The following is a 22,382-nucleotide window of genomic DNA, read 5'->3' as shown; positions in this document are numbered from 1 at the left end:
GATCTGCTGGACAGCAGTTCGAAGCCAATAGGATGAGTTCTTAAAGCATCATTACTCTCTGCTCCGCTGTCAGCGACTACATCGTAGAGCACCATATCACTAAGTATGACCAGACCGCCGGCTCTCAAACTGGACCAATGATCCTCGTCGCACCAACGAGAACGTTAAAACGTTTAACAGCAGACCCAAAATACTCAAAGTGGTCGGAGATGTATCAGGGGGCAGGCGGCTACATTCCTATCGTAGGCGAGCAACCCGTCAAGCCACGCTGCTGCCCTCTCTTGATCTATCTGCAAGGTGCCGTCACCATTAATGGAGCCTATATCATTTCGATCATCCGTGAATGCTACGGTGCATTTAGAAATACGTCCGTTTGAGCGGATGATTAGCGAGTTTCCTGTTGCCGCGTAACAAACAGGGCACCCCTCATCATCACCTACAGTACCGAGAATATCTGCCACTGCGCTCAGAACTCGACGTTCATGGTGTATATCAATTTGCTTAATAGATGCGTCATTTGGCCCACCGAGCCTCTCCACACGCTTGATAAAGAAGTTGAACCTTTTGTCGGCTCCAAAGGCGTCTTTCAAGAACGTTACGAACTGGGGAAGGCGTGAGAGGGTGGCATCGGTGTAATGAACACGGATAGTGGCCGAGAAGTCCCGCTCGTTATAGCGCATCTCCAGAAGGTTTCTCATTATTGTTTGATATGTTCCTCGTCCATTAGCGAGTTTACGTGTGCTGTCATGATCTTCCTCGAAGCCATCTAGGCTGATCTGGAAGTGATTTAGACCTGCTATCAATAGAGCTCTACATAAGTCCTGCGTAAGCGCATACCCGTTCGTTGTTATGTCGGAATGAAAAGCCACACTATGCTGCTGCGCTAGCTCGCGGCTAAACTCAGTTATGTCAAGAACTAGAGACTTAGCAGCAAGCGGCTCTCCTCCAAACCACGAAAGAGAAAACGAACGTAATTGTGGGATGCGGGTCTTCAGAAAGAGTTTCACCGAGTTTACAACGCCCTCGGACATGCGGCCTAACGCGAAATCCTCATAGCAATAAGTGCACCGGAAATTACAATATTCCGTCGGGAGAAGGAATAGTCGTAGCCGCTTATTATCAAGGGCCGCTGCCACTTCTGCTAGATCAAGCCTGTCATTAATCATTTTTTGAATCCCGTAAACGCGATCCCAAAATTCGTCTCACCACTCAGTTTCCCAGATGCAAACTTCTTTGTGAGCTCGTAGTTGCGAATCCGTACCTCGCCCGAGCCTTGGTCAGCGTATATATCATCTGGATTAACGATAGTACCGTTGCACTTGGCGTTAGCCTTGCCACAACCATATCCGTTTACCTCATTTCCACAGCCGTTGTTGGTTGTGCACGCCACTATGTCTGCGCCGGCAATCGCGTTTGTAACTTGGCGGGCCAAGCTAGGATCCTGGATAATTACCTCACCCAGTTCGGAGAAACGAATAGCGGCAGGCTGTAACGTCGCAGTAATTTCCTTCATGACGCCTCCTAGGTCGAATTGTGCGAGAAACGAAATGCTACACTACGGCATGCTTGATCGCGGACTACGAATTGGAAAGAGACTACGTCGGATTAGCACTACTTTGGCAGTTTCTGCGTGAGGGCGCGAGGTAAGGGCTGTTGTACAGCTCAGGCGGTAACCGGCACTGGAGGCGAACATGCTGGAGGTGCAGGCGTGGGAAGCTGAGCTGGGCGCGTGGCTGGGGGGTTTCCGGACACAACACCCTGCTCCTTACCGGGAACACCAATCGCGTCGCGGCGTGCCGTCCACGGGCTGGGCCAACGCCGTATCGACCAGGATGCGCTGCAGGTCGACGCCATCGATGAGCACAGCTGCCTCGACGTCATCGGCGCCCACATCCTGTGGAGCGCAGAAGGCCACCAGCCTGGCGTTCCGCAGAGTGAGCACGATCGTGGTCTGAGCCAGACGGGCGAGGAACTGCTCGGTGGAACAGGAGCCGTCGGGCTGAGGTCCCTCGACACCGCGCGGGCGAACGCTTACCCAGCCCCGATCTGGGACGAAAGCGGGAATCCGGCCGTCGCTCGTGACGTCGATGGGCTGGTGCCGCCAGGATTGGCAGGTGATGACCTCCTGGCCCAACGCGGGAGCCATGGCCAAGACCATGGCGGCCGCGGACAAAAGAAGACGATGGATCATGGGTCGGAACCATCCACGATGCCTGAACGGTGTCGATCACGGCAAAAACGGACCGATTTTGACGCTGATGCCCTTCCAGTGCGGAATTGAATGCAAGTGTATGTCAACGAGTGGCGCAGCCCCACGCAATTCTATCGGCGGGCGACGCGGTCGTCAGCCGAGCCGCATCCCAAGCGCATGCTCGCCGCACCGCTCCTGTCATCGGCCCCGGCGTTCGCTGCGGTAGCTGCAGTGGCCGTCGCGCGCAATGACCACATAGTCGGCCAGACGGATACCCAAAGCCTGCCCCCCAACCTCAAGCGCCTTAGCCGAAGACCGATCATCCGCGGACAAGCGTGCGCTTCCTCGAATCCGGCCACGTGCGACGATCAACCCCGCCGCATCCAGCTCCAGGGCCCGACGGAGGATCTCACGCGGGTAGACCTCCACCGTGCCGGCGGTCCCGACCTGATGCCGCTCATCGGCGATGAGGTGGTGCTGCGCGTCGAGATAGAGGGCGCGGACCTGATCGACCCGTTCCCGCGCCAGTCTCATCTGGCAGTAGGTCAGGAGAGCTGGGGTCGTGGCGAGCAACGGCTGACGCACCGTCTCCTGCCACGCCAGCCGGGCCGCCACTTCCCAGACCAGCCGCATGGAGAAAAGCCCACGCTCGTCGAGGCGCGCGATCTGCCGCAGGCGCGGTGCCGACGCGGCCACCACATCGGTCAAGCTTCCGAAATGATGCAGCAGCCGGTCGGCGAGACGGTCTGCATCGGCCTTTTCCCCCTCCGTCGTCAAGGCCAGCAGATGAGCCAGGAGCTGGCCATCGGGAATCGCCTCGAAGCCGCGCGCCTGCAGGGCGACCCTTTGAGGCGGCTCCGCCGTCGAGGGACGACGCCGGTTGCTGTCCTTCGCGGGGCGACTTCGGCACTCCCGGCCAGATTCGCCTCCTTGGATGCCCGGAACCGAGTCTCGGGCGTCTGCCGGAGCCTGGGGACGATGGGTGGCCGGGCCACCCATCCCCCCATCGCTTCCCTCCAGCATCGTCACGCCGGTTGGGCATGGACGATCTCAGGGATCATCCACAGCCCGTCGCGCGGCCGGAGGGTGAGTGTCACCATGGCTTCCGGCAGCGAGCCCGGGATCAGCGAGAAGCGGAAGCGCTGCAGCAACGTGGCCAGGACGATCTGCATCTCCATCATCGAGAAGTGCGCCCCGAGGCAGCGGCGCGGCCCGCCGCCGAAGGGGAAGTAGGTGAATTTAGACGTGCCCCGCGGCTCACCGTTGCGGAAGCGCTCGGGATCGAAGCCTTCGGGGTTGGGCCAGTGGGCGGCCGTGCGATGCACGACGTACGGCGGCATCATCACCACCGTGCCCGCGCGGATCGGAATGCCCTGCACGACGTCGTCGGCCACCGCTTGACGGGAAATGGTCCAGACGGCGGGATTGAGCCTCATCGTCTCGTAGAGAGTCGCCCGGGTGTAGACGAGCTGGGGCAGGTCGGTGGCCGTCGGCCGGCGTGGGCCGAGGACGTCGTCGAGTTCCCTCCGGACGGCGGTGTCGACGGCGGGGTGGCGGGACAGCGCCTCCAAGGCCCAGGCCAGCGTCGTGCCGGTGGTTTCGTGGCCGGACACGATAAAGCCGGCGATCTCGTCGCGGATCTGCTGGTCGGTCAGGCCGGCGCCGGCCTCGTCGCGTGCATGGAGCAGGGCGTCCAGAATGTCCTCGCGACGCTCGCCGCTGCGCCGACGCTCCTCGATCAGCTCATAAACCACCCGGTCGAAACCGGCGAGGACGCTCCGGAGATGGCGGTTCACCGGGGTCGGCACCCACAGGGGCGGCCGCAGCGGCCACCAGACCCGGCGTTCGCCTTCGCGCAGCAGGGGCTCGATTGCCGCCGTGATGGCCTCGGCACGCGCGCCAACGCCCACCCCGAACAGGGTCTTGATGATGACGTTGAGCGCGACATCCATGAACTCACGCAGCATGTCGACCGGTTCACCCCGCCGCGCCGCGCCGTCCAGCCGTTCCACGAGGCTGGCGGCGCTGCCTGCCATCACCCAACCGGCCGCCTCAAGATGGCGGGCTGAAAAGGCCGGCGCCGCCATGTGGCGCTGCCGGCGCCAGTCCGGGCCGTCGGCCAAAATGATGTTGTTGCCGAACACCCCGCGCAGGCGCTGATAGAAGCGCCCCTTCCGGTAGTTGCCCGCGTTGCCTTCGAGGACATGGGCGATCACCGCCGGATCGGTGACGAGCAGCAGTTCGCCCATCGCCATGCCGAGGCGGACCCGGACCACCGGGCCGGCCGATCGGGACAGCCGCTGAAAGAAGCCAAGAGGGTCGCTGAGGATGAAGGGCAGGTTGCCGACGAACGGCCGGCCTTGGGCGAGCGGCAGTGCAGAGGCGTCGGGCGGCGCCAGCGGCAGCCGCGAGGAGACGAAGGTCATCGGTGGCTCCAGTGTGGACGGAGTCGGTGGGGAGTCGGGAGGTGAGGCTCAGGCCGCGGTGCGGGCGTCGTCGCGGGCGCGGTCGTGCCTGAGGCGGTCGGCAAGCGCGGCACGGGCCGCATTGGAGACGTCCGTCCAGCCGGCGACGGCCCAATCGTTTCCGATCCGCTGCGGGGATGAAAGCCGATGGATGGGCAGGCCGGTGACGTCCGCCACCAAGCGTTCCAGCCGGGTGTCGCTGACCGCCACCAGCCGGTGGATGTCCCGGTCGACGGCGAAGTCGAGCATGCGTCCGACCAGGCTCAGCAGAGCCCGGCGATGAGCGGCGCGGTCCCCCCGGGTGGGGCGGAGGGCGAAGCGGCTGATCTCCCAGGTTCCATCGTCCTGCGGACAGGGCCGGTCGCCCAGCAGGGCGGGAAACACGTCGCGCAGCATAGAGGGCCCGGCCATCGACAGCAGGCGTGCACCGGCGATAACCTGACCATCACGATCCTGGCACACGGCGTAATGGGGGCCGAGGGTATCGAAGTAGTCCACTTCCTCGGCACCCCGTGCCGGCACCCAGCCAAGCCGCTGAACGAACACCTCGTGACGAAACTCGAACAGACGCCTCAACAGGTCCGGAGGGATCTGGTTCGATGGCTTCAAAAAGGAGATTTGATGGGTCATGAACGCCATCCCAAGTGGTGAGCGCCCAAGACTCATGCATCAGTGTGCGAATTTCGAGTCGTCGGATCTGACGACGGCCTGCCGTCCGCGGTCGGGTCAGGCCACCGTCAAACCGCGCGCCACCGCTTCGGCGACGAGTTGCACCTTGCTGTCGACGCCCAGCTTGTTGGCCGCGCGATCAAGGTGTTCGCGGACCGTTCGCTCGGTAATCCCGAGAATATCGCCGATCTGCCCATAGGTTTTCCCGTTGGCCATCCACCGCAGAACCTCCTGTTCACGCGGCGTCAAGGCTGCGGTGGCGGCAGCGGGCGCAGTAGCGGCTTCGATCCGCCGCGCGGCGGCGTGCAGATGGAGCACCAGGAGGTGAACCTGATGGACGTGGGCGTCGATGTGCCGTTCCGTGGCTTCGCCCTCTTCCGGAAACGTCAGGCTGAGCATTGAGAAGGTACGGGCATCGCCATGAACGGCCACGCTGACGCCGGCCTTCAGCCCATGCTCCCTGGCTTCGGCAAAAATCCTTTGGGCGCGCCCGGTGGCCGCGCGCTCCAGTTCGCTCCAGCGCACCGGCAGGACGGAGCGAAGCCCGGTCCGGATGACCAGATCATCCTTGTAGTAGCCTTCTGCGTAGTAGCGCTCCTGCCAAGCCTGCGGAAACCGATGAACGCAGAGTGGCGGCCTCTGGAAGATAGTACCCGGCTCCTGCCGGATGTCATGCACGAGGACGCCACTGAAGAAGGCATAGCTGTTCGCTGCCAACGCCTTCGTCGTGTCCTCGAGAACGCCCTCCAGAGCGGGCGCCGCATCCGCTTCGTTTAGCTGGTGAAAGATGGCGTTCCACCATTGGCCGTCCATGGGTTCTCCCAAACGCACTGAATACGAGTGTACCGCCATCAGATATGGCTCGAACGATAGTGTAATTTGAAAGTAACGCGATACAAAAGGCTGCAGTGAACGCCTTTGGGTTGCCGTTGATCCTGAGATGCGTGCGACCTCTGAAATTCGCGTCCCTGAACACCTTGGGCGGCGTCAACTTGTATCGTCGAGGTACAGAAACACTGCGCACGGCGGCTCGCCCAAAGCAGCAAGTGGTAGCAACAGTTTCAACTATACGTAGTTTTTCTCTCTTGAACCCAAACGCTCCACCACTGATTGGGAAGCTGAATGGGTGCAGGAGATGCCTACCTTAGTGTGGACGATGGGGGCTTGCCGCGATATGCATCGATCAACGCTGAAGGCACATCATCCGGGTAGCAGAGGGGTGACTGACCTCCTGGCCGGCTGTAAGCGCTGCGCCCGCCACAGCGGCGACCGTTGCGCATGGTGCTGTAGGGGCACGGGCACGATCCGAGATAGGCGTCGATCGACTCCTGAACGAGGCGCTCCCGGATTTCGGCGTCGGTCGTTGCGGAACTGCGTGCCAAAGCGGGGACCGCTCCGGCGATGAACAGAAGCCCCAGCCATGGAAGCAGGAGGGTCGGCCGCATACGTCACCTCGGCTCTCCGGTGAAGGCCCCGACATTCTGCGGCATTTGTCTTAATGGGGTGTTTGCAGCCAACCGCGGCGACGCGACATACTGCCGCTCCGTCCACGCCTTGCCGGAAAGTCGTCCGATGCTTCCCCGCACCGCCGCCGTCCTTGTTCTTGGCGCCCTTGCCTTCGCCGGTGCTGTTCTGCCGGCCGCGGCGGCTCCCACAGCCTGCCCTCAGCACTTCGTCGCCGGACAGGCGCCGGATCTGACGCGGCAAAGCCTGGCCGCCAAGACGCGCCCGCTTTGCTACGATGGCTACGCCCTGCTGCATTCCGGGATCAGCCGCACGCCGCTGTGGACGGCCGAGCACCTGACCACGGAACGACTCGCCGCGGCGCGGGGGCTGAAGCGCAAGAACCGGTTCCATGCCGATCCCAACCTGCCGGCGGACGAGCGGGCCGAACTGGACGACTACAAGGGGTCGGGGTTCGATCGTGGGCATATGGCTCCCTCCGGTGACATGCCGACACCGGCGGCGCAGGAGGAGAGCTTCAGCCTCGCCAACATGATCCCGCAAAGCCCCAAGATGAACCAGCTCATCTGGGAATGGATCGAGAGTGGCATCCGTGACCTTGCGGAACGGCAGGGCGAGCTGTACGTCGTCACTGGGCCTGTCTTCCAGGGGCAGAGTCTGCAGCGGATCAACGGCCGCGTCCTCGTGCCCAGCCACGCCTTCAAGGCGGTCTACGATCCGCAGCGGCGCCAGGCGGCCGCGTACTTTGTGGAGAACGTCACCACGAAGGCTCATCGGGTGTTGTCGATCGCCGAGTTGGAACAGCTAACCGGGGTTGCGGTGTTTCCTGGACTCCCGGAGAGGGTCAGAGCCGTCGCGATGCCGTTGCCCGAGCCCAAACCACGCCGGCGGTCGTGACCATGGCCGGCGCCGCCCTACACCCTGCCCTGCTGACGAGGATCCGATGCCGTTGCCGATAACACCCTTCGCCAATGAGTCCGACTCGCTGCAGATCGACGATCTCACCATCGAAAACCGCACCGACCGCGTGTCCCTCTACGGCAGTATCGCGCTCACGAAGGACCAAGCGGGCCTGGAGCACGCCCGCGCGCTGAAAGCCGTCGTGGACGCAGTGGTTGCCGCGTTGGAGCACGAGGAGCATCTGCCCGACGCGGTCGCGACGAAGCCGCCGGATCAAGTGCCGAATCCGTTCAGCTGAGCGCCGTCGCGGTTGGCTGAGGAGTGACAACACTACATCCCGTCGAAAGACCGGCCCCGCGCACATCGACAACTTTCGGCCATCAATCAGCTAGGCGCGGCAGCCCGAACGCCCTATGTTTCGATGGTTATCGTACATGAGTTGGATCATGCAGCGCTGTCGGAGCAAGGAGCCCTTGGCCTTCCGGTAGGTTCCCACCTACCGGAGCAAAGCCATGTTCAGAAACTGCCGTGTGCCGGTTCCCGGTACGGGCAAACCGCGTCTCGGGCGTCTCATCGGTTACATGCTGCGCTATCCGCGCACGCTCGCGGAGTTACGCCAGACCGCTGCGGCCGAGGCGGATCTATGTGACGTACCGATCTCTGGACGAGTGCGGCGGCCACCAACAGCGTGGGACGACGAGTGGCGGTCCGACCTCGGACATCGGAGTTGGAAGCGGCACCGCCGGCGCCAATGGAAGGGATGAAGTGCAAGGACACCAAACGCCCCTCTCCGCCCCTGCACATTCACTTCAGCGAGCGGATGCTTGAGAACGCTGCTCGCGATGTTACCGATGTCGGCCGGTGCGCGAAGAGGGGCGAAGCCGTGGTACCCCAGCGCCACCTGTCCTTCGAAGGATGGGCGCGATCACGCAGGCATTGCGCGTTGCCGGCTTGGACGAGCAGACGAGCACGACCATTATCGCTGCACTCAAAGGCATGTGGCTGGTGAGGACCAATTTCCCTTCGAGAAGCGTCGGACGGCGGAATATCCCAGCTCCTTGAGATCGTTCCGCACCGGCGGATCTGCACGAGAGATGGGAACACGATCATGCCCTCTGTGAGCGGACCATCGTGGAACAACCAGTTGCTGACGACCTCGCGGCCATTGCACCCGTGTCGGAGGCGACCATCGCGACGTGGCAAGGCTTCGACTACGTGGTATTCGCCATCGACACCTTCGCCCGCCGGATTGTGGGTTGGCGGGTGTTGCGCACTGCCCGCACTGGCTTCGTCCTGGATGCCCTGGAGCAGGCGCTCCACGACCGCTGCCTACTCGAACCAATCAGCAACATTCCCCCCGCCGAGGCCAAAGGCCGGACTATGCTCAAACCGAGAATGTCGCCAGTGCGGCGCGGTTAGCCCGCGCATTCCTAACTGGCTGTCGGAGAGCAAAGGGATTTGCCTCGCATCGCGTGATGAGCTGGTCTGCGATCTGCGTGAAGAACCGTCTGGCGGCGCGGCTCATACAGGAAGATCATTCCGGAAATGGCAGCGTGACGCCGTCTGGGCCGGCGGCAACTATGCCCGGATGATCAACGCAGCCGCACCCCCTTCGAAGATACGATAGCCCCGGCAGCACCGCCCACGGTTGGGCGGAGCGCACCGGGGCATCGATCTTGGAGAGGCCGATGTTCAAGGACATGAAGCGGGCACGCCGCCGACATGACCGTGCGCGCATGGTTGCCAAGGCAGCCCGTGTGTACCCGTGGAGCAAGTTCCCACAAAAGGCCGCAGACAATCTGGCGCTGTGTAGCTGTTGGATGTGTGGAAATCCACGACGTTGGGGGGCGGAGCCTGGGATGCAGGAGCAGCGACAGAAAATCCGGAATCGAGATTGGGAATTGTAAGAGGGGGCGGCACCTTATCCGATGCCGCCCTATAAATTCGAACTGGAACATGACCCCAACCCGATCTGGGCACCGACAGAGGGTGCATTAATCGGATTGAGAATTAAGGCGATGAACGTCTTCGCCCGTACCTGTACGCAACAGCCCGAAGGAACACCAAAACCAGCAGGGAATTAGGGACCTCCTGTTCAGTCGATGGCCCGGACCGCGGCAAGTAAACTGATCGGTCCCCCGAGGGAACCGAGCTTGGCCAGCCACTCGGCCTGTGCAGCCAGCCATGATCGCTCACCTTCATCGTGTAAATCGAGAAGGAGACGGCTGTTGTATTTAATCCAAGCCCGATTCAGAACTTGGCCGATAGCATAGCCCTCAAACGCGGAAAGGCCACTGGTTATCAACCAGTCGATTGTCTGCTCCCTCGCTGCCTGAAATTGCTCTACCACCATCATTCGATCGCCAATCCTACCTACTCCTTTTGCAGAGAACACCGAGGAGATGCGTTCCTCGTCGACTTAGGGCTCATCCAACCCGAATTCATTTTTCGGGCTAGACCAGTAAGCCGAAAACCAACTCTATGGTCAAGCCACACACCCAAAAGGACAGTTCGGGTCATGGCTCATGACCTGAAACAAACCATTGGATCGCGGGTGCGCGCCCGCCGGCTGGCATTAAAGCTCACGCAGGAGCAGATTGCAGAAGCCATAGACCGTACCGTCGAAACGGTGTCAAACATCGAGCGCGGAAAAGCGTTTCCCGGCCTCGACACGTTAGAGCAGATCGGCCGGGTGCTGAATGTATCGCTTGGTGTTTTGTTCGAAAATACTGAAAATTCGGTATCGCCACGCCGAGCTGAACTGCGGGCGCGTATGCTCGCCATTGCTGACACGCTCACGGACACCGACCTTGAAATTGCCCTCCGCCAAATAGAAGTATTGGCACGAGGCCGCGAGAGGCACCACTAAAGAAAAAGCTTGGTGGCGAGAGTCAAGAGGGCCCGCATCTGGCAAGGGAATGCTTACCCAGCGACTTCCGACACGAGCACTCCGAGACACCTCAATCAACCTGGGCGCACCTTTCACCTTACAATAGTTTCCCAATTCTAATCAACATACGCCACCAGCAATTCTTTCAATTACCTACATCCGGCCAGGCCATCGGTGACGGGGGCCCCTGCCTCGAACCCAGGCGGTCTCCAGCCAGTTGCTTTACGAGATCGTATGGTAACAGAAGCAAAAGAGCGGGCGCTCAGGCGCGAGCAGCCCATTGGCGGATGAGATCGGGCAGGTCTTCGACGTGCGGGCTGCTGCGCACGCCGAGACAATAACTTTCCCTTCAATAGCCAGCTCCCGGAGCTGGTCGGGTGTCACGCCAGCGTTCTCAATGGCATCGTGCAGCAAAGCTGCCTGAACCTGGGCCTTCGTTGCATCCGGGAACCGCTTGACCAACCGCTGGGCAACTCGCCCAAGGTGAAGCCAGTAGGGCGCAGCCTTGTCAACCTGACCTGCATGCAGAGCCTTGGCCAGTTCCAGTGTTTTCCGGTGCCAATTCGTACTCTGCATGACACTCACCCCTTAGAGTGCCGAACAATACCTCTGCCGCACCGAGCGAAATCAATGGCTTGAGCCCATGGAGGTGGGGTTTTGATCCGCGCTCTTATTGCGCCCTTTCGCGACACAGACGGCACCGCCAGGGTTGCCATGGAAGGTTCGCCCTGGACGCATCCTATGTTGTTGAACACAAATCTTAGAATGTGGGAACGAACAAGCCCTGAGTTCAGGAGTCTGTCCGATGCCGAAACCCCTGCTGACCGTTCTCCTCGGTGACGAGCCCTACGATGAGAGCGGAGAGACCATCCAAGTCTCCATTGCGCTCCGTGACCGGGATGGAACAGGGATGGTGACCAGTGAGGCATATAGGAACTGGCAATTGGTATCTCGCTGGCCCACGACGCCTGAAGAAGCATTGCGCGCGCTCGAGACGCTGGTGAGAGTACCAATGGATACGACTTGGGTCCGTGGGTGGGCGACCTTGAGCGTTGCGGAGCAGCAGAAGGTCATGGCCATCCTTCGCATGGCAGAGAACGACCCCACCGTCCTCGCCTGAAGCAACGGCGGTCCCGACTCAGGGACCGCTCGCACCTTTTCGCGACAGCACCAGGGCGGGCGAGCCCGCCCCTTTCCTCCTCAGCTTGTTAGACGGCTCGGAAGCGCTCCCGACCATTAATCCGTCAAACAGAGGTAGGGGGCAACTGCACACTTCAACTCGGCAAAAGCTTGGTCGAAGCCAACTGTTAGTATATGTTGTGACTCATTAAAAGCCCTTAAATAGTCATCCTTCATGTTGCGAGCGAAGTCACCCTTCATTGATTTTGCTGCTATAACTTTATTCCCATAGTCGTTTATTTTTTTCATTATCTCCGGAACACCTGATCCATTTGGAAAAAGAAAATACGACTCGTGATATGATCGAAAGAAATTTTCTCTTGCAATCTTCTGATCTTCAGTATCGGACCAAGATAGTAACGCCTCATAGTATATGAATATTTGCTGAAAAAGCTTCAATCTCTTTTCATACATATCATATTTCAGTTTGCTTTTAGAAACAGCATACATTCGTTTGTTGTGGGAAAAATTAATAATTGTTACAACGATTGATGCGATCAACGCCATCGCCGCCGGAGCAAAGTCCTTAGCTATCTGGTACCAGCTGTAAACACCACTTGGATCAGCTGTCTGCATCGCACCCCCCATCACTGTTATGAGCAGTCCGCGGCCCCAGCTCCCGATACAGCGTGCGCCGGGACACCCGGAATTCCTTGACGATATGGACTACCGGCACCGTGGGATCGGCCCACAGCACCCGCACCAGCTGTAGCTTTTCGGCGGTCAGCGCCGACTTGCGGCCGGGCTTGGCGCCCCGCACCCGAGCAGCCGCCAGCCCGGCCATGGTCCGTTCGCGTACGAGCCCTCTCTCGAATTCCGCGATCGCGCCGAACAGGTGGAACAGCAGCCGGCCGGTCGGCGTGGTGGTGTCGAGGGTCTCATGCAGGCTGCGCAGGCCGGCGCCGGCCGCCTCGATCCGCCGGACCAAGTCGAGCAAGTCGAGCAGCGACCGACCGAGGCGGTCCAGCCGATAGACCACGACGACGTCGCCGGGCCGGAGGGAGCGCATCAGCTCGGCCAGTCCCGGCCGCTCCGCCTTCGCACCGCTGATCCGGTCGGTGTAGATCCGCGACGGGTCGACGCCCGCCCCGGTCAGCGCGGCGATCTGCGCGTCGAGGACCTGATCCGCGGTCGACACTCTCGCATAGCCCAGATCCACGCTTCCCCCTGTGCCAAAATCCGTCACCACCCTAACACGGTGGCACGCCTATTGTGGCACGGATTTTGGCACGCGACACCCCGCCACGCTTCCGCTCGACCCGCCCGCGCTGGACCCCGTGCCAGAACCGTCCGGTTCCGGCACGGCGGCATTAGCAGAGGCGAGGAGTGGAAGAGCGCAAAATCCTTAGTTGGCCTTTACCGTCTGATTAATTAACGCTACGCTATATTGGATATCAATCCTTTCGCTTCGGCTCAAAGAGTTTGCACAATGTTTTATAGCCTGAACCATTTCAAGTCTGTTTTTGCGAACGAATTCTTTGTCGAGCCGGGTGATCAAAACTACCAACTTGCTCGTTGGGCAAAAATCCATGGCTTCCACAGGGAGTTTTACTGGCAGTCCGTTCAAGCAATCGAAAAGTATTGCAAGGCAGCTCTTGTCCTCAATGGTGAGAGTACTAAGCATGGTAGTCACGGGATCGAAAATCTGTACAACCGATGCTGCGACAGATTTGGTGATCTGGTAGTGCAGCGATTTGAACGGCCAGAACTGTTTCCGCAGGAGCTTTGGAACGATGAAGAGCCGGAGAGGTTCCTGCGATTTCTCTATCAACAGGGAAACCCGAACAGCCGCTACGGGATGACATCTTGGTTCAATCGCCCAAGCGATCTCATAAAACTTGATATCCTTGCATTCAATATCCGACGTTGCACAATAGGAATTGATTGGGTTGTTGGGGAAGACTTCTATGTTGAGAAAGATTTGCAAGTTTTCGTTGGAAAGAATTTTTCCGATGTCCTGCGCGCCAATCCTTCATATCAAGTGCGAGGCGACTTCCAAACTATTTCTTCGCCTGCGGTAATGTCAGGTGAGGATGTGGCGGATTCCCTGGTCTTATGGAATTATCAAATGGATTCAGCGCCGTCATGCTTTTCTGGTCCGTTACCACCATCTTTGTCCGCAGTCATTGGACCCGCTCGAAACTCACTTTTGCACATTCTATGTAATCAGGTGAGCTACCGACAGAGCACAGAGCCAAGCAGTCTATTATTGGATGGGGCCGCCTGGATGCTGGAAACGATCAAGCTTGACAGACAAGTAATGGAGATACTTGAACTCCAGGTCAAAAGAAATAATAAATAAAGGCATGATTCTACGCTTGAATTTCGTCTAATATTACCCCTCATCAATTTAAACAGTTTCCTTGTAAAATGATTGTACAATGCGATTTCGTGTATCGATAGGGCTCGTTTTCACGACATACCAGAAAGGAGGGGCAGTTACCGCAGCCGCGGGCTGCTAACGCCGACCTTACAAGTCGCGACGATCGCTTCCACCTGTTGGCGCTGTCCTCAACGTTGCTAGTGAAACGGATGCCTTCGATAGGTCGTTGCCGAAGGCGTCGTGTAGGTTCTCTGGGTTAGAGCTTACCGGTGCCCGCCAAAGTGCAGGTACGCCAACTCCAAGAACTCCTCCTCGTCCATGGTGCCCTTCAGGCGGTTGTAGAACCAGGTAACAACCTGGAGATTGCCGGGAATGTAACCCTTGCTGCTGACGACGCGGTCGAGGCTGGCGTGAAGCCAGTAGTCGTCTTGGTCGAATTCGACCCCCGTCCGTGCACAGCGGCCGCCCTGGCGCTCCAGCAGCCGCGTGATCTCCCCGCGCAGGGCCTGCATGTCGAGCGCTTTGTCCTTACATGTCACGCGAATCGTTTTCCCGGACCGCAGGTGAGCGGCGACAGCGTTCCGGTGCATCCGCTCTACGGGATCTGGCTTCTTCGGCTCCGGCCTGGTCACCAACCTTTCCGTGGACTTGGTCGCTGTAGCCTCGACGCGCGCGTCCGGACGCTCGACGCGGATGACGAGCTTCTCGCGCGGCCCGATATCGAAGCGGTCGGGGACCTCAATGCGCTGCATTGGCGCCGTCCTGTGGGAGCTATGGGGAATTTCCATCTTTACCCGGACATCGACAGTCGACTCCATTGGGTCGGACACTCGCTCACCGCTACCCGACAGCCGCGGTGCCACGATTTCCCGCGGATCAACGCCACGCACAATCGCCCGGTAGCAATACGGGCATGTGCGATTCAGGTCGTCGCGCTGCCACTCATGCCCGGCGTCGCACACTTCGATATCGTTGTCGCTGACCTTCTGAAACTCCGTATCCCACGTCCGTAGCGTGCGGCGGCGATTGAGCTTCAGGCCCCGCCGGTAGATCGTCTCTGGTTTGCCCCCCTGGTTGCCCTTGGCTGCTTTCCCCTTCTTGCCAGTCGCAGTGCCGTCCTTCGATTTGCCCGGGTTCCGCTTTCTCGCCATTCCACCCCCCATAAACCGATTGCTACTGCCCTGCACGTCCGGTTAAGGCACAGCAGGATCATCCATGAAACCGGGCGCCTGCTGCATAAAGCGATTACGAGGTTGTCGATCTGGCGCTGACCGTTGCATGAAACGCTCGTTTGCGTGACGGCCCCAAACGTCAACTATCGTCGCTTAGGCCGGGCGCGTCGGCCAGTCAGATCGGTCATGCTGCCGGGACTCTCTTACTGATGGAGGCCCGTATGTATGGCGTGATTCTGTTTCTCACGGCGCTGCTGACGTTCCCGGCTTGGTGGCCAGCCGTTCGCACCGTGCTCGACGCCCTACTGCTGTAGCCGGACGCGGCCCCGCTTTGTGCCGGAGCCGAGTGGTTGCGACATACCGCGGGAGCTCGGGAAAGCCCAGGAACAAGTTTATGGTTCCCGCGATGGAGCTTTATGGGTGCTCTCGTGAGGCTTTATGGTTCCCTCCAGAGCCGGCGCTGGCGATGATCTGCCGCTCGTCGATGTTGGTCTTCAGCTCGTCCAGCCGATCGACCCAATCGCCGGCGTAGAAGTCGTAGAGGGTGCATTCGACCGGCGTGTGGTCCAGGTTCATCACCGGAACCGCGCCATGGCGCGCCTTGGTCGACGCGGTGCCCTTGCCGACCTTCTGGAAGACGGTGGAAGCGCCCTGGACGTTGTTCTTGGTGCGCACCGTGTTGCGCAGCTTGGAGCCCATGCGCTGGTAGGCGTCGTGCACTTCGCGTTCGAACTGCTTGACGAAAGCCTGGGCGACCGAGGTGGACATCGGATTGTATTCCTTTCGCGTTCTGCGGGGGTCCCGTCCGGCGGGAAGCATTCCGCCACCCGGTTGTCGGGCGCGCCCGATCCCGGAATGGGACGGGGGACGCGCGCCCGGCCGCGGGCGAAGCGCGAAAAAGAAAGAGGCTGGCCGGGCCTTTCGGTTGTCCGGCCAGCCTCTTTCAGGACAGGCATGGAGGGGAGGTTCGGGATGCCGCGGCCCACCGCGCGACGGGACGCACGACGGGCGTTGGCAAGAGTGTTTCTAGGACATGCGCCCTTTTATGTCAAGAATATTTTCCTTTATCAACCAGCCATCCCCTTGGCGCGGTACTCCCTTGGGGCGTGGAATATCCCCCGGAGCCACGCTGTTGAATGGTTGGCCTCAACGGCCCGAAAAACACGGCATAAAAAAGGAATACGCTTCATGAAGACGATCATCACCGCCTGTGGCGTCGCCGCCCTTCTGCTCGCCACCCCGGCCCTGGCCGAAGGCACCTCCGGAACCACCGCCAAGGAGGTTCCGACCAACAAGGCGACCGGGCAGGTCGCGGCCACCCACGGTTCGCTCGACCCGGCGGTCGCGAAGATGACCGCGGCCCAGCTCAAGGGGAAGGACGTCTATGGCAGCGACGGCAAGGACATCGCCGAAATCGAGGGCATCGTCCGCAAGGGCGGCCAGACCTTCGCGGTGATCGACGTCGATCACATCGCCGATATCAGCGACAAGGACGTCGTCCTGCCGCTGGAACGGCTGCACATGAAGGGCAAGCGCCTGACCGTCGACATGACCGAGAACGACCTCAAGGGCCTGGAGGCCTGGCAGAAGGACAAGTACGAGGACGTCAAGGGCGCCCTGCGCTGACGTCAGGGTGGAAGCAGGAGGACGGACCGGGGGCGACGGCCCCCGGTTCTTCCGGATCTTACGCCGACCGGCGCAGGCGCATGGCCAGCAGATCGGCGGCCTGACCGGCGGGAACCGGGCGCCCGGTCAGCCAGCCCTGGACCAGGGTGCAGTTGTGGTGGCGCAGGAAATTGGCCTGCTCCTGCTTCTCCACCCCCTCCGCCACCACGTCCAGCCCCAGCATGTCGGCCATGGCGATGATGGTGGAGACGATGCCGTTGTCCTCCCGCTCGCTCGGCACGCCGTTCACGAAGGAACGGTCGATCTTCAGCGTCGTCACCGGCAGCCGCTTCAGGTAGCTCAGCGAGGAATGGCCGGTGCCGAAATCGTCCACCGCCACGCGGATGCCCATGGCCTTCAGCGCGGCCAGCACCGACAGGGCATGGTCCATGTCCTGCATCACCGCGCCCTCGGTGATTTCCAGCTCGACCAGATCGGGCGACAGGCGGTGGCGGTCGATGATGCGGCGGAAATCCTCGGCGGAGCGCTGGCGCAGGTGGCGCGGCGAGATGTTGACGGCCACCGGCACCGGCTCCAGCCCGTGGTCGATCCACTCCCGCAACTGCCGGCAGGCCTCGTCGAGCACCCAGTCGCCGAGGGGCACGATGAAGCCGGTGTCCTCCGCGACCGGAATGAACTCGCCGGGGGAGATCATGCCGAAGCCGGGCTTGTCCCAGCGCAGAAGCGCCTCGAACCCCTCCAGCGACTGGTCGACCAGCGACACCTTGGGCTGGTAGTGGAGCTGGAACTCCCCGCGCGCCAGCGCCGCCCGCAGGTCGCGGTCCAGCGCCAGATGGCGGTGCGCCTGGTCGGCCAGCTCCTTGCGGAAGAAGGCGTGGCGCTTGCCGCCGGCCCGCTTGGCCGCGTAGAGCGCGGTGTCGGCGGCGCGGATCAGTTCCTGCGCGCTGTCGGCATGGTCGGGGAACAGGGCGATGCCGATGGACGGGCGGACGTAATGCTCCGTCCCCATCAGCAACACCGGCTCGTCGAAGGCGGCCAGGATGCGCTGGGCGGCGGTCTCCGCCTCCTTCGCCTCGCCCACCTCGTCGAGGATCACCGCGAAGTCGTCGGTGCCGATGCGCCCCACCGTGTCGCTCGCCCGCACCGTGACGACGATCCGCGAGGCGACCTCCTGCAGCAGCAGGTCCCCGGCATGGTGGCCCAGCGTGTCGGTGATCAGCTTGAAGCGCGACAGGTCCAGGCACAGCACCGCGAAGCGGCGGCCGTGGCGCCGCGCCCGCTCGATCGAGCTGTCGAGCAGCGATTCGATGAGGGCGCGGTTCGGCAGGCCGGTCAGCCGGTCGCGCGTGGCCAGCCGCAGCAGCTCCCGCTCGTGGCGCATCCGCTCCGTCATGTCGGCCAGCGCGCAGACGTAGCTGCGCCGCCCCTGGACGTCCAGGCAGGACAGGGAGAGCGAGGCGTCGATCCGCCCGTCCCCCCGCTCGATCACCAGCTCCTCGGCACGCTCCGTGCGGCCGCCGGCCCCCATCCCCGCCGCATCGTCCCCGCCCGGCGCGCCCGGACCGAACAGCCGGGCGACCCGCTCGCGGTCCTCCTCGGCGAACAGGTCGGCGAAGCGATGGCCGTCGAGCCGCTCCGCGGGCACGCCGAACAGCGCGACGGCGGCGGGGTTGTGCTCCTCGACCCGGCCGTCCTCGCCAACCAGCACGATGGCTTCGCCGATGTTGTTCATGATGCCGAACAACCGCTCGTCGCGCACGATCAGCGCCTCGGCGGCCTGCCGGAAATAGTCCATGGCGCGGGCCATGGCGCCGAACTCGTCCTTGCGGTCGCGGCCGGGGATGTCGATGCCGGTCTGCCCTTCGGTCAGCCGCTCCATCCGCTCCGACAGCGCCTCGATGGGACCCAGCACATGCTGCGACAGGAACACCGAGAGCGGCCAGCTCAGCACCAGCAGAACGCCGATGAACAGGATGAAGGCCAGGGCCTCCATGGCGAACTCGCGGTCGAGGTCGTCGGTTCCGCTGGCCGCCGCGATGGCCCAGCCCCAGGGCTCGAAGGTCAGGCTGGCGCGGACCGAACGTCCTTCCTCCATCCAGCCCTCGGGCACGCGCCCATCGGTGAAGACGCTGACATGGAAGGGGTCGCGCCCCAGCGCCCGCAGCGCCAGCCGCGCCTGCCCCTGGCCATCGTCCCGCGGCAGGGCGCCCGCCTCGATGGCCGCGTTGATCTCGCCAAGCATGGCGTGCGCCGAGCCGACCAGCGCGTGGGTCAGCCGTTCCCGTTCCGTGATCAGACCGCTGCGCAGCAGGTAAAGCGCCGGTATTGCCGCCATGAGGCAGCCGATCAGGCCGATCCAGGTCAGCCAGCGGATCTTGCGGCGCAGCGTCATCACGGTCCCGGCGGCAATCGTCGCACCCGGCTGCTTCCGGGTGGTTGTCATTCTGCGCGAAAGCGTCGCTTTTTTATTTCAAACACGCAACGGTCAAGTTGCCCGCTCCGGTCCCCCTCTGTCCTTTTCAAACCAGCTGCGACATTTCGCCCATCCGGCGCGGCGTGGCTTCGCAGTTCCTCCCGCGAAGCACGCCGCGCCGCCGGTCCGCCAGCCGGTCCGCCAGTCGGTCAGGCAGCCGATCAGGCGGTCGGATACAGGCGCCGGAAACCGTCGGTCACCTTCGACACCACCGCCGGGTCGCGGTCCCGCCAATAGCGGGGATCGCGCATCAGCGCCTGCAACTCCGCCTCCCCGCCGGCGGACGGCGCGCCGGACGGCATCGACAGGGCGGCGGGCTCGCCGCCGGTCATCATCCGGTGAAGCGCCATCACCCCTTCATAAGTGGTCGACAGCCCCTCCACCGCGGCGGGCGGCAGGTTCTTCACCGCCCAGGCGTGGAGCTGCCGCGACACCTCCCGCCAGCGCTCGGCCCCGCCGAACTGGGCGGACAGCCGTTCGACCTCGCGTTCCGCCTGGAATTCGGCGGCCAGCTCCTGGATCAGCGGGACCAGCCGCTCGGCGGCGAGATCGTAGACGAGCTGCGCCTGGTCCGGCGTGAAGCCGGCGCCGTGCAGGCGGCCGTTGATCGCCGGGTCCGGCTCGAACAGCCCGTGGTCGCAGGCGATGCAATAGCCTTCCGGCCCGTCCGGCACGCCCGGCGCCGCCAGCAGGTCGGGCCGCTCGTCGCCACCGGGGACGGGAGCGGGGGCGGACAGCTTGCGCTCCAGCTCCAGATAGGACTTCAGCAGCGCCTCCACGCGCACCGCGCCGGTTTCCGGGTCGCGGAACTTCTCGGGCACCGCGGGCGGGGCGCCGGGAACGGTCGACGTCAGCAGGTTCTCGGCCATGGATAGCTCCTTATCGATGAAAGACTCAGGCGCCCTGCCCACGGGCGGTCAGGGCAAGGATGAGAGCGACCAGACGGCGCTGGCCCTCCAGGTCGCGCAGCGCGGCGTCGGAGGCGTCGGGGCCGAGCGTGCGTTCGAGCGTCATCGCCTTCAGCGTGTCCAGCACCCGCGCCCCGTCCGGCCCGGCGAAGCAGCGGGCGAAGCTGGGCGCCGGATCGCCGGCCGGAACCGCCTCGGCGGATGAAGCCCCCTCCAGCCAAGCCCAGCCGCCGTTGTTCCACTCCGCCGGATCAGCCATGGGGCGCCTCCGCCCGCACCAGCTTGGCGGGCACGCCGAAGGCCTCGCCCAGCCAGCGCGCGGTCGCCGCGACGTCCACCGCCGACAGCGCCTCCGGACCAAGCTGCCGCGCGGTGTCCAGCCAGCGCAGCGTCGCCTGGACGTCCCGCTGCGCCTGCGCCTGGGCCAGCGGCGAACGGTGCTGCAAGGCGACCGTGCGCCCGTCCACCGCGATGTCGGGGATCTCGCCGCGGCGGCGCAGGATGCCGACGGCGCGCAGCACCAGCGGGGTCAGCAGCTCGGCCTGGAGCCGCCCGTAGGTCGCGCCGAGCAGCCGGGCCATCTCGGCGGAGCGTTCGACCACCTCGGTCGCGGTCATGCGCGGCTGGTCCAGCGGCCCCAGCCGGTCGGCCAGCAGCGCGTGGCGGATGCGCGCCCGCAGGTCGTCGAGCACGAGCTGCGACACGTCGAACCGGCCGGGGTTGGCGAGCGGCGTCAGTCCGGCCGACCCCACCGCCTTGGGAATGATCGTCCCCGGCACCAGCCGGATGGTGGCGGGGTTCAGCACCCCGTCGTCGTCGGCCTGCCAGATGCCGGTGACGGCGACGGAGGCGTTCTTCAGCACCAGCTCGACCACCTTGTTGGCGGTCTTAATGTCGGGCAGCGCCTTCATGACCGGCGACCGGCCATAGGTTTCCCCCGGTGCCTTGAGCCAGCGAAAGTTGATGAACGGTGATTGCGCGAAGCGCCCCTCGGCCAGCGTCGAGGGCTCGGCCGGACCGCTGTCCAGCACCACCGTCCAGCGGTAGGCCAGCCCGTCCGGCAGCACCGCCTCGACCAGCGGAAAGCGGCTGTCCGGTTCCGCCACGCCGCGCTCCCGCACCTCGTCCGGGATGGTCACGCCGGGAAAGCGGCGCTCGATCTGGGCCAGCGTCGCCTCGCTGCGCCGGAAGGTGCCGTCCAGCCGTCCGTCCGCCCCCTCCTCCAGCACCGCCTCGGCCAGCGGCACGGCGGTGAAGCGCAGGCTGGACGCGGCGCCGGGCGGGGCTTCCTCCATCAGCAGGCAGGCGGTGCCCACCGTCACGAGGTCGAGGAAGGCCTGATGAATCTCGACGGCGAAGTTGGAGCGGTCGACATGGGCCTGCACGATGCCGGCGGCGCGGTCGAGCATCGGGGCCACGCGGTCGCGCTCGCCGTCCGGCAGCGACGGGCCGGGCTGCAGCCCGAACCAGCGCGACCAGGGAGGGGTCAGTTCGGCGAGCAGGCTGGCGGCGAGCTGCTCCACCGCGTCGGGCGCGGTCCCGTCGAACAGCCGGTCCACCCGCCGCTCGCCGGGGGTGCCGCCGCCGCGGAAGGGTTGCCCGTTGGGCAGGGCGTGGTCGTAGCAGTCCTGCCAGTGGCTTTCCCAGACCGACCGGCGCTCCCGCGCGGCGCGGTAGCGTTCCAGCAGACGCTCCGGCCCGTTCGGCGACGCGGAAGCGGCATCCCCCTTGCGGCGTTCCCCAACAGTGTCGGGTGTGGTGTCGCTCATGGTCTCACTCCCCCAACAGGCGCTTGCGCAGCGGCACCAGCGCGCCGACGTCCAGCGCGCCCCGCCAGGAGGTCTGGACCGTCCCCGCCCGCCCCCGGTTGCGCCGCTGGACCAGCGCCTCGGCGGCCTTGGCCGGGTCCTTCTCCTCCTCCGTGGCCGGAGCCGGGGCGGCCGGGTCGGAGGCAGGCGGGGAGCCGGGGGCCGCCGGCCCCGGCGGCGGGGGGGGGCGGCCGGGCGCGGGGGCCCGAGACGGCGTCTGCCCCGCATCGTTATCCTCGCCCGAACAGACACGCGAGATGCACGGGTGTGTACTGGTGAGGGTGGCGCAACGTGAAAAAAAAAGATAACGTGTC

Annotated in this window: 23 protein-coding genes and 2 pseudogenes; 7 read left to right on the top strand and 18 right to left on the bottom strand. The window is 63.2% G+C overall.

Translation table 11 applies throughout. From position 1 onward, the window contains the following. Positions 1-194: 194 nt before the first annotated feature. From GBZ26_RS05185 to GBZ26_RS05155, 7 genes are all read right to left on the bottom strand, one after another. Positions 195-1,166, bottom strand: coding sequence for a radical SAM protein (locus GBZ26_RS05185; RefSeq protein ID WP_174437916.1), 972 nt, complete (start codon positions 1,164-1,166; stop codon positions 195-197). Further along, a complete protein-coding gene (locus GBZ26_RS05180; RefSeq protein WP_174437915.1) occupies positions 1,163-1,513 on the bottom strand; it encodes a hypothetical protein in 351 nt (116 codons plus the stop codon). The genes GBZ26_RS05185 and GBZ26_RS05180 overlap by 4 nt, the downstream gene beginning before the upstream one ends. Before the next feature lie 252 nt (positions 1,514-1,765). Continuing rightward, a complete protein-coding gene (locus tag GBZ26_RS05175; protein ID WP_174437914.1) occupies positions 1,766-2,191 on the bottom strand; it encodes a hypothetical protein in 426 nt (141 codons plus the stop codon). Positions 2,192-2,389: 198 nt separating this feature from the next. Next, positions 2,390-3,190, bottom strand: coding sequence for a JAB domain-containing protein (locus GBZ26_RS05170; protein WP_174437913.1), 801 nt, complete (start codon positions 3,188-3,190; stop codon positions 2,390-2,392). 26 nt (positions 3,191-3,216) lie between these two features. Then, the gene (locus GBZ26_RS05165) at positions 3,217-4,617 is read right to left on the bottom strand and encodes a cytochrome P450 (protein WP_174437912.1); all 1,401 of its coding nucleotides are present in this window, start codon (positions 4,615-4,617) and stop codon (positions 3,217-3,219) included. A gap of 48 nt (positions 4,618-4,665) precedes the next feature. Beyond that, complete coding sequence (locus tag GBZ26_RS05160; RefSeq protein ID WP_174437911.1) at positions 4,666-5,286, bottom strand: acyl-homoserine-lactone synthase; 621 nt, start codon at positions 5,284-5,286, stop codon at positions 4,666-4,668. A 96-nt stretch (positions 5,287-5,382) separates the two neighbouring features. Beyond that, entirely contained in the window at positions 5,383-6,138 is a 756-nt protein-coding gene (locus GBZ26_RS05155) for an autoinducer binding domain-containing protein (RefSeq protein ID WP_174437910.1), read from the bottom strand. Between the two features lie 759 nt (positions 6,139-6,897). Here GBZ26_RS05155 and GBZ26_RS05150 point away from each other — a divergent pair. The 3 genes and pseudogenes from GBZ26_RS05150 to GBZ26_RS05140 form a co-directional block, all read left to right on the top strand. Beyond that, positions 6,898-7,686: a DNA/RNA non-specific endonuclease gene (locus GBZ26_RS05150; protein WP_174437909.1), complete on the top strand. Its 789-nt coding sequence runs from the start codon at positions 6,898-6,900 to the stop codon at positions 7,684-7,686. Between the two features lie 46 nt (positions 7,687-7,732). Next, complete coding sequence (locus tag GBZ26_RS05145; protein ID WP_174437908.1) at positions 7,733-7,987, top strand: hypothetical protein; 255 nt, start codon at positions 7,733-7,735, stop codon at positions 7,985-7,987. A gap of 890 nt (positions 7,988-8,877) precedes the next feature. Beyond that, a pseudogene (locus GBZ26_RS05140) lies at positions 8,878-9,015 on the top strand (IS3 family transposase); the annotation flags it as partial. Between the two features lie 769 nt (positions 9,016-9,784). On the opposite strand, the gene GBZ26_RS05135 reads toward GBZ26_RS05140, so the two are convergent. Next, complete coding sequence (locus GBZ26_RS05135; protein WP_174437907.1) at positions 9,785-10,045, bottom strand: hypothetical protein; 261 nt, start codon at positions 10,043-10,045, stop codon at positions 9,785-9,787. A 162-nt stretch (positions 10,046-10,207) separates the two neighbouring features. Between GBZ26_RS05135 and GBZ26_RS05130 the strand changes: the two genes are divergently transcribed. Beyond that, positions 10,208-10,558 carry a helix-turn-helix domain-containing protein gene (locus tag GBZ26_RS05130; protein ID WP_174437906.1) on the top strand — a complete coding sequence of 117 codons (351 nt, stop codon included), beginning with the start codon at positions 10,208-10,210 and terminating at the stop codon, positions 10,556-10,558. 243 nt (positions 10,559-10,801) lie between these two features. Here GBZ26_RS05130 and GBZ26_RS05125 read toward each other — a convergent pair whose 3' ends face one another. Continuing rightward, positions 10,802-11,155, bottom strand: a complete 354-nt coding sequence (locus tag GBZ26_RS05125; RefSeq protein ID WP_174437905.1) for a hypothetical protein — start codon at positions 11,153-11,155, stop codon at positions 10,802-10,804. A gap of 229 nt (positions 11,156-11,384) precedes the next feature. Here GBZ26_RS05125 and GBZ26_RS05120 point away from each other — a divergent pair, with 229 nt between their 5' ends. Continuing rightward, a complete protein-coding gene (locus GBZ26_RS05120; RefSeq protein WP_174437904.1) occupies positions 11,385-11,699 on the top strand; it encodes a hypothetical protein in 315 nt (104 codons plus the stop codon). 116 nt (positions 11,700-11,815) lie between these two features. On the opposite strand, the gene GBZ26_RS05115 is transcribed toward GBZ26_RS05120, so the two are convergent. After that, positions 11,816-12,334, bottom strand: coding sequence for a hypothetical protein (locus GBZ26_RS05115; protein WP_174437903.1), 519 nt, complete (start codon positions 12,332-12,334; stop codon positions 11,816-11,818). Further along, positions 12,321-12,917, bottom strand: a complete 597-nt coding sequence (locus GBZ26_RS05110; RefSeq protein WP_174437902.1) for a recombinase family protein — start codon at positions 12,915-12,917, stop codon at positions 12,321-12,323. The genes GBZ26_RS05115 and GBZ26_RS05110 overlap by 14 nt, the downstream gene beginning before the upstream one ends. 270 nt (positions 12,918-13,187) lie before the next feature. On the opposite strand from GBZ26_RS05110, the gene GBZ26_RS05105 reads away from it, so the two are divergent. Continuing rightward, positions 13,188-14,060 (top strand): HEPN domain-containing protein, encoded by an 873-nt coding sequence (locus GBZ26_RS05105; RefSeq protein WP_174437901.1) that lies wholly within the window; start codon positions 13,188-13,190, stop codon positions 14,058-14,060. Between the two features lie 284 nt (positions 14,061-14,344). On the opposite strand, the gene GBZ26_RS05100 is transcribed toward GBZ26_RS05105, so the two are convergent. After that, positions 14,345-15,232 (bottom strand): hypothetical protein, encoded by an 888-nt coding sequence (locus tag GBZ26_RS05100; RefSeq protein WP_174437900.1) that lies wholly within the window; start codon positions 15,230-15,232, stop codon positions 14,345-14,347. A gap of 471 nt (positions 15,233-15,703) precedes the next feature. After that, a pseudogene (locus tag GBZ26_RS05095) lies at positions 15,704-16,021 on the bottom strand (phage capsid protein); the annotation flags it as partial. Between the two features lie 420 nt (positions 16,022-16,441). On the opposite strand from GBZ26_RS05095, the gene GBZ26_RS05090 reads away from it, so the two are divergent. Then, the gene (locus GBZ26_RS05090) at positions 16,442-16,879 is read left to right on the top strand and encodes a PRC-barrel domain-containing protein (protein WP_174437899.1); all 438 of its coding nucleotides are present in this window, start codon (positions 16,442-16,444) and stop codon (positions 16,877-16,879) included. A 58-nt stretch (positions 16,880-16,937) separates the two neighbouring features. On the opposite strand, the gene GBZ26_RS05085 is transcribed toward GBZ26_RS05090, so the two are convergent. From GBZ26_RS05085 to GBZ26_RS29895, 5 genes are all read right to left on the bottom strand, one after another. Continuing rightward, on the bottom strand, positions 16,938-19,322 hold the full coding sequence (locus GBZ26_RS05085) for a putative bifunctional diguanylate cyclase/phosphodiesterase (RefSeq protein ID WP_174437898.1): 2,385 nt from the start codon (positions 19,320-19,322) through the stop codon (positions 16,938-16,940). Positions 19,323-19,513: 191 nt separating this feature from the next. Beyond that, on the bottom strand, positions 19,514-20,221 hold the full coding sequence (locus GBZ26_RS05080; RefSeq protein WP_174437897.1) for a capsid assembly protein: 708 nt from the start codon (positions 20,219-20,221) through the stop codon (positions 19,514-19,516). A gap of 25 nt (positions 20,222-20,246) precedes the next feature. After that, entirely contained in the window at positions 20,247-20,519 is a 273-nt protein-coding gene (locus GBZ26_RS05075) for a Bbp19 family protein (RefSeq protein WP_174437896.1), read from the bottom strand. Next, complete coding sequence (locus tag GBZ26_RS05070) at positions 20,512-22,029, bottom strand: portal protein (RefSeq protein ID WP_174437895.1); 1,518 nt, start codon at positions 22,027-22,029, stop codon at positions 20,512-20,514. Before GBZ26_RS05070 ends, GBZ26_RS05075 begins: the two co-directional genes overlap by 8 nt. Positions 22,030-22,033: 4 nt before the next feature. Beyond that, positions 22,034-22,382 (bottom strand): hypothetical protein (locus GBZ26_RS29895; protein ID WP_211104588.1); only part of this gene is annotated, 349 nt, incomplete at its 5' end.

It is taken from the genome of Azospirillum formosense, assembly GCF_013340925.1.
GTDB classification, from domain to species: Bacteria; Pseudomonadota; Alphaproteobacteria; order Azospirillales; family Azospirillaceae; genus Azospirillum; species Azospirillum formosense.
This window is presented reverse-complemented; position numbering and strand designations above follow the sequence as displayed.

Excerpts from the sequence above, each read along its gene's own strand:
- GBZ26_RS05185 (WP_174437916.1), bottom strand. The coding sequence starts at position 1,166 with ATGATTAATGACAGGCTTGATCTAGCAGAAGTGGCAGCGGCCCTTGAT.
- GBZ26_RS05180 (WP_174437915.1), bottom strand. The coding sequence starts at position 1,513 with ATGAAGGAAATTACTGCGACGTTACAGCCTGCCGCTATTCGTTTCTCC.
- GBZ26_RS05175 (WP_174437914.1), bottom strand. The coding sequence starts at position 2,191 with ATGATCCATCGTCTTCTTTTGTCCGCGGCCGCCATGGTCTTGGCCATG.
- GBZ26_RS05170 (WP_174437913.1), bottom strand. The coding sequence starts at position 3,190 with ATGGGTGGCCCGGCCACCCATCGTCCCCAGGCTCCGGCAGACGCCCGA.
- GBZ26_RS05165 (WP_174437912.1), bottom strand. The coding sequence starts at position 4,617 with ATGACCTTCGTCTCCTCGCGGCTGCCGCTGGCGCCGCCCGACGCCTCT.
- GBZ26_RS05160 (WP_174437911.1), bottom strand. The coding sequence starts at position 5,286 with ATGACCCATCAAATCTCCTTTTTGAAGCCATCGAACCAGATCCCTCCG.
- GBZ26_RS05155 (WP_174437910.1), bottom strand. The coding sequence starts at position 6,138 with ATGGACGGCCAATGGTGGAACGCCATCTTTCACCAGCTAAACGAAGCG.
- GBZ26_RS05150 (WP_174437909.1), top strand. The coding sequence starts at position 6,898 with ATGCTTCCCCGCACCGCCGCCGTCCTTGTTCTTGGCGCCCTTGCCTTC.
- GBZ26_RS05145 (WP_174437908.1), top strand. The coding sequence starts at position 7,733 with ATGCCGTTGCCGATAACACCCTTCGCCAATGAGTCCGACTCGCTGCAG.
- GBZ26_RS05135 (WP_174437907.1), bottom strand. The coding sequence starts at position 10,045 with ATGATGGTGGTAGAGCAATTTCAGGCAGCGAGGGAGCAGACAATCGAC.
- GBZ26_RS05130 (WP_174437906.1), top strand. The coding sequence starts at position 10,208 with ATGGCTCATGACCTGAAACAAACCATTGGATCGCGGGTGCGCGCCCGC.
- GBZ26_RS05125 (WP_174437905.1), bottom strand. The coding sequence starts at position 11,155 with ATGCAGAGTACGAATTGGCACCGGAAAACACTGGAACTGGCCAAGGCT.
- GBZ26_RS05120 (WP_174437904.1), top strand. The coding sequence starts at position 11,385 with ATGCCGAAACCCCTGCTGACCGTTCTCCTCGGTGACGAGCCCTACGAT.
- GBZ26_RS05115 (WP_174437903.1), bottom strand. The coding sequence starts at position 12,334 with ATGCAGACAGCTGATCCAAGTGGTGTTTACAGCTGGTACCAGATAGCT.
- GBZ26_RS05105 (WP_174437901.1), top strand. The coding sequence starts at position 13,188 with ATGTTTTATAGCCTGAACCATTTCAAGTCTGTTTTTGCGAACGAATTC.
- GBZ26_RS05100 (WP_174437900.1), bottom strand. The coding sequence starts at position 15,232 with ATGGCGAGAAAGCGGAACCCGGGCAAATCGAAGGACGGCACTGCGACT.
- GBZ26_RS05090 (WP_174437899.1), top strand. The coding sequence starts at position 16,442 with ATGAAGACGATCATCACCGCCTGTGGCGTCGCCGCCCTTCTGCTCGCC.
- GBZ26_RS05085 (WP_174437898.1), bottom strand. The coding sequence starts at position 19,322 with ATGACAACCACCCGGAAGCAGCCGGGTGCGACGATTGCCGCCGGGACC.
- GBZ26_RS05080 (WP_174437897.1), bottom strand. The coding sequence starts at position 20,221 with ATGGCCGAGAACCTGCTGACGTCGACCGTTCCCGGCGCCCCGCCCGCG.
- GBZ26_RS05075 (WP_174437896.1), bottom strand. The coding sequence starts at position 20,519 with ATGGCTGATCCGGCGGAGTGGAACAACGGCGGCTGGGCTTGGCTGGAG.
- GBZ26_RS05070 (WP_174437895.1), bottom strand. The coding sequence starts at position 22,029 with ATGAGCGACACCACACCCGACACTGTTGGGGAACGCCGCAAGGGGGAT.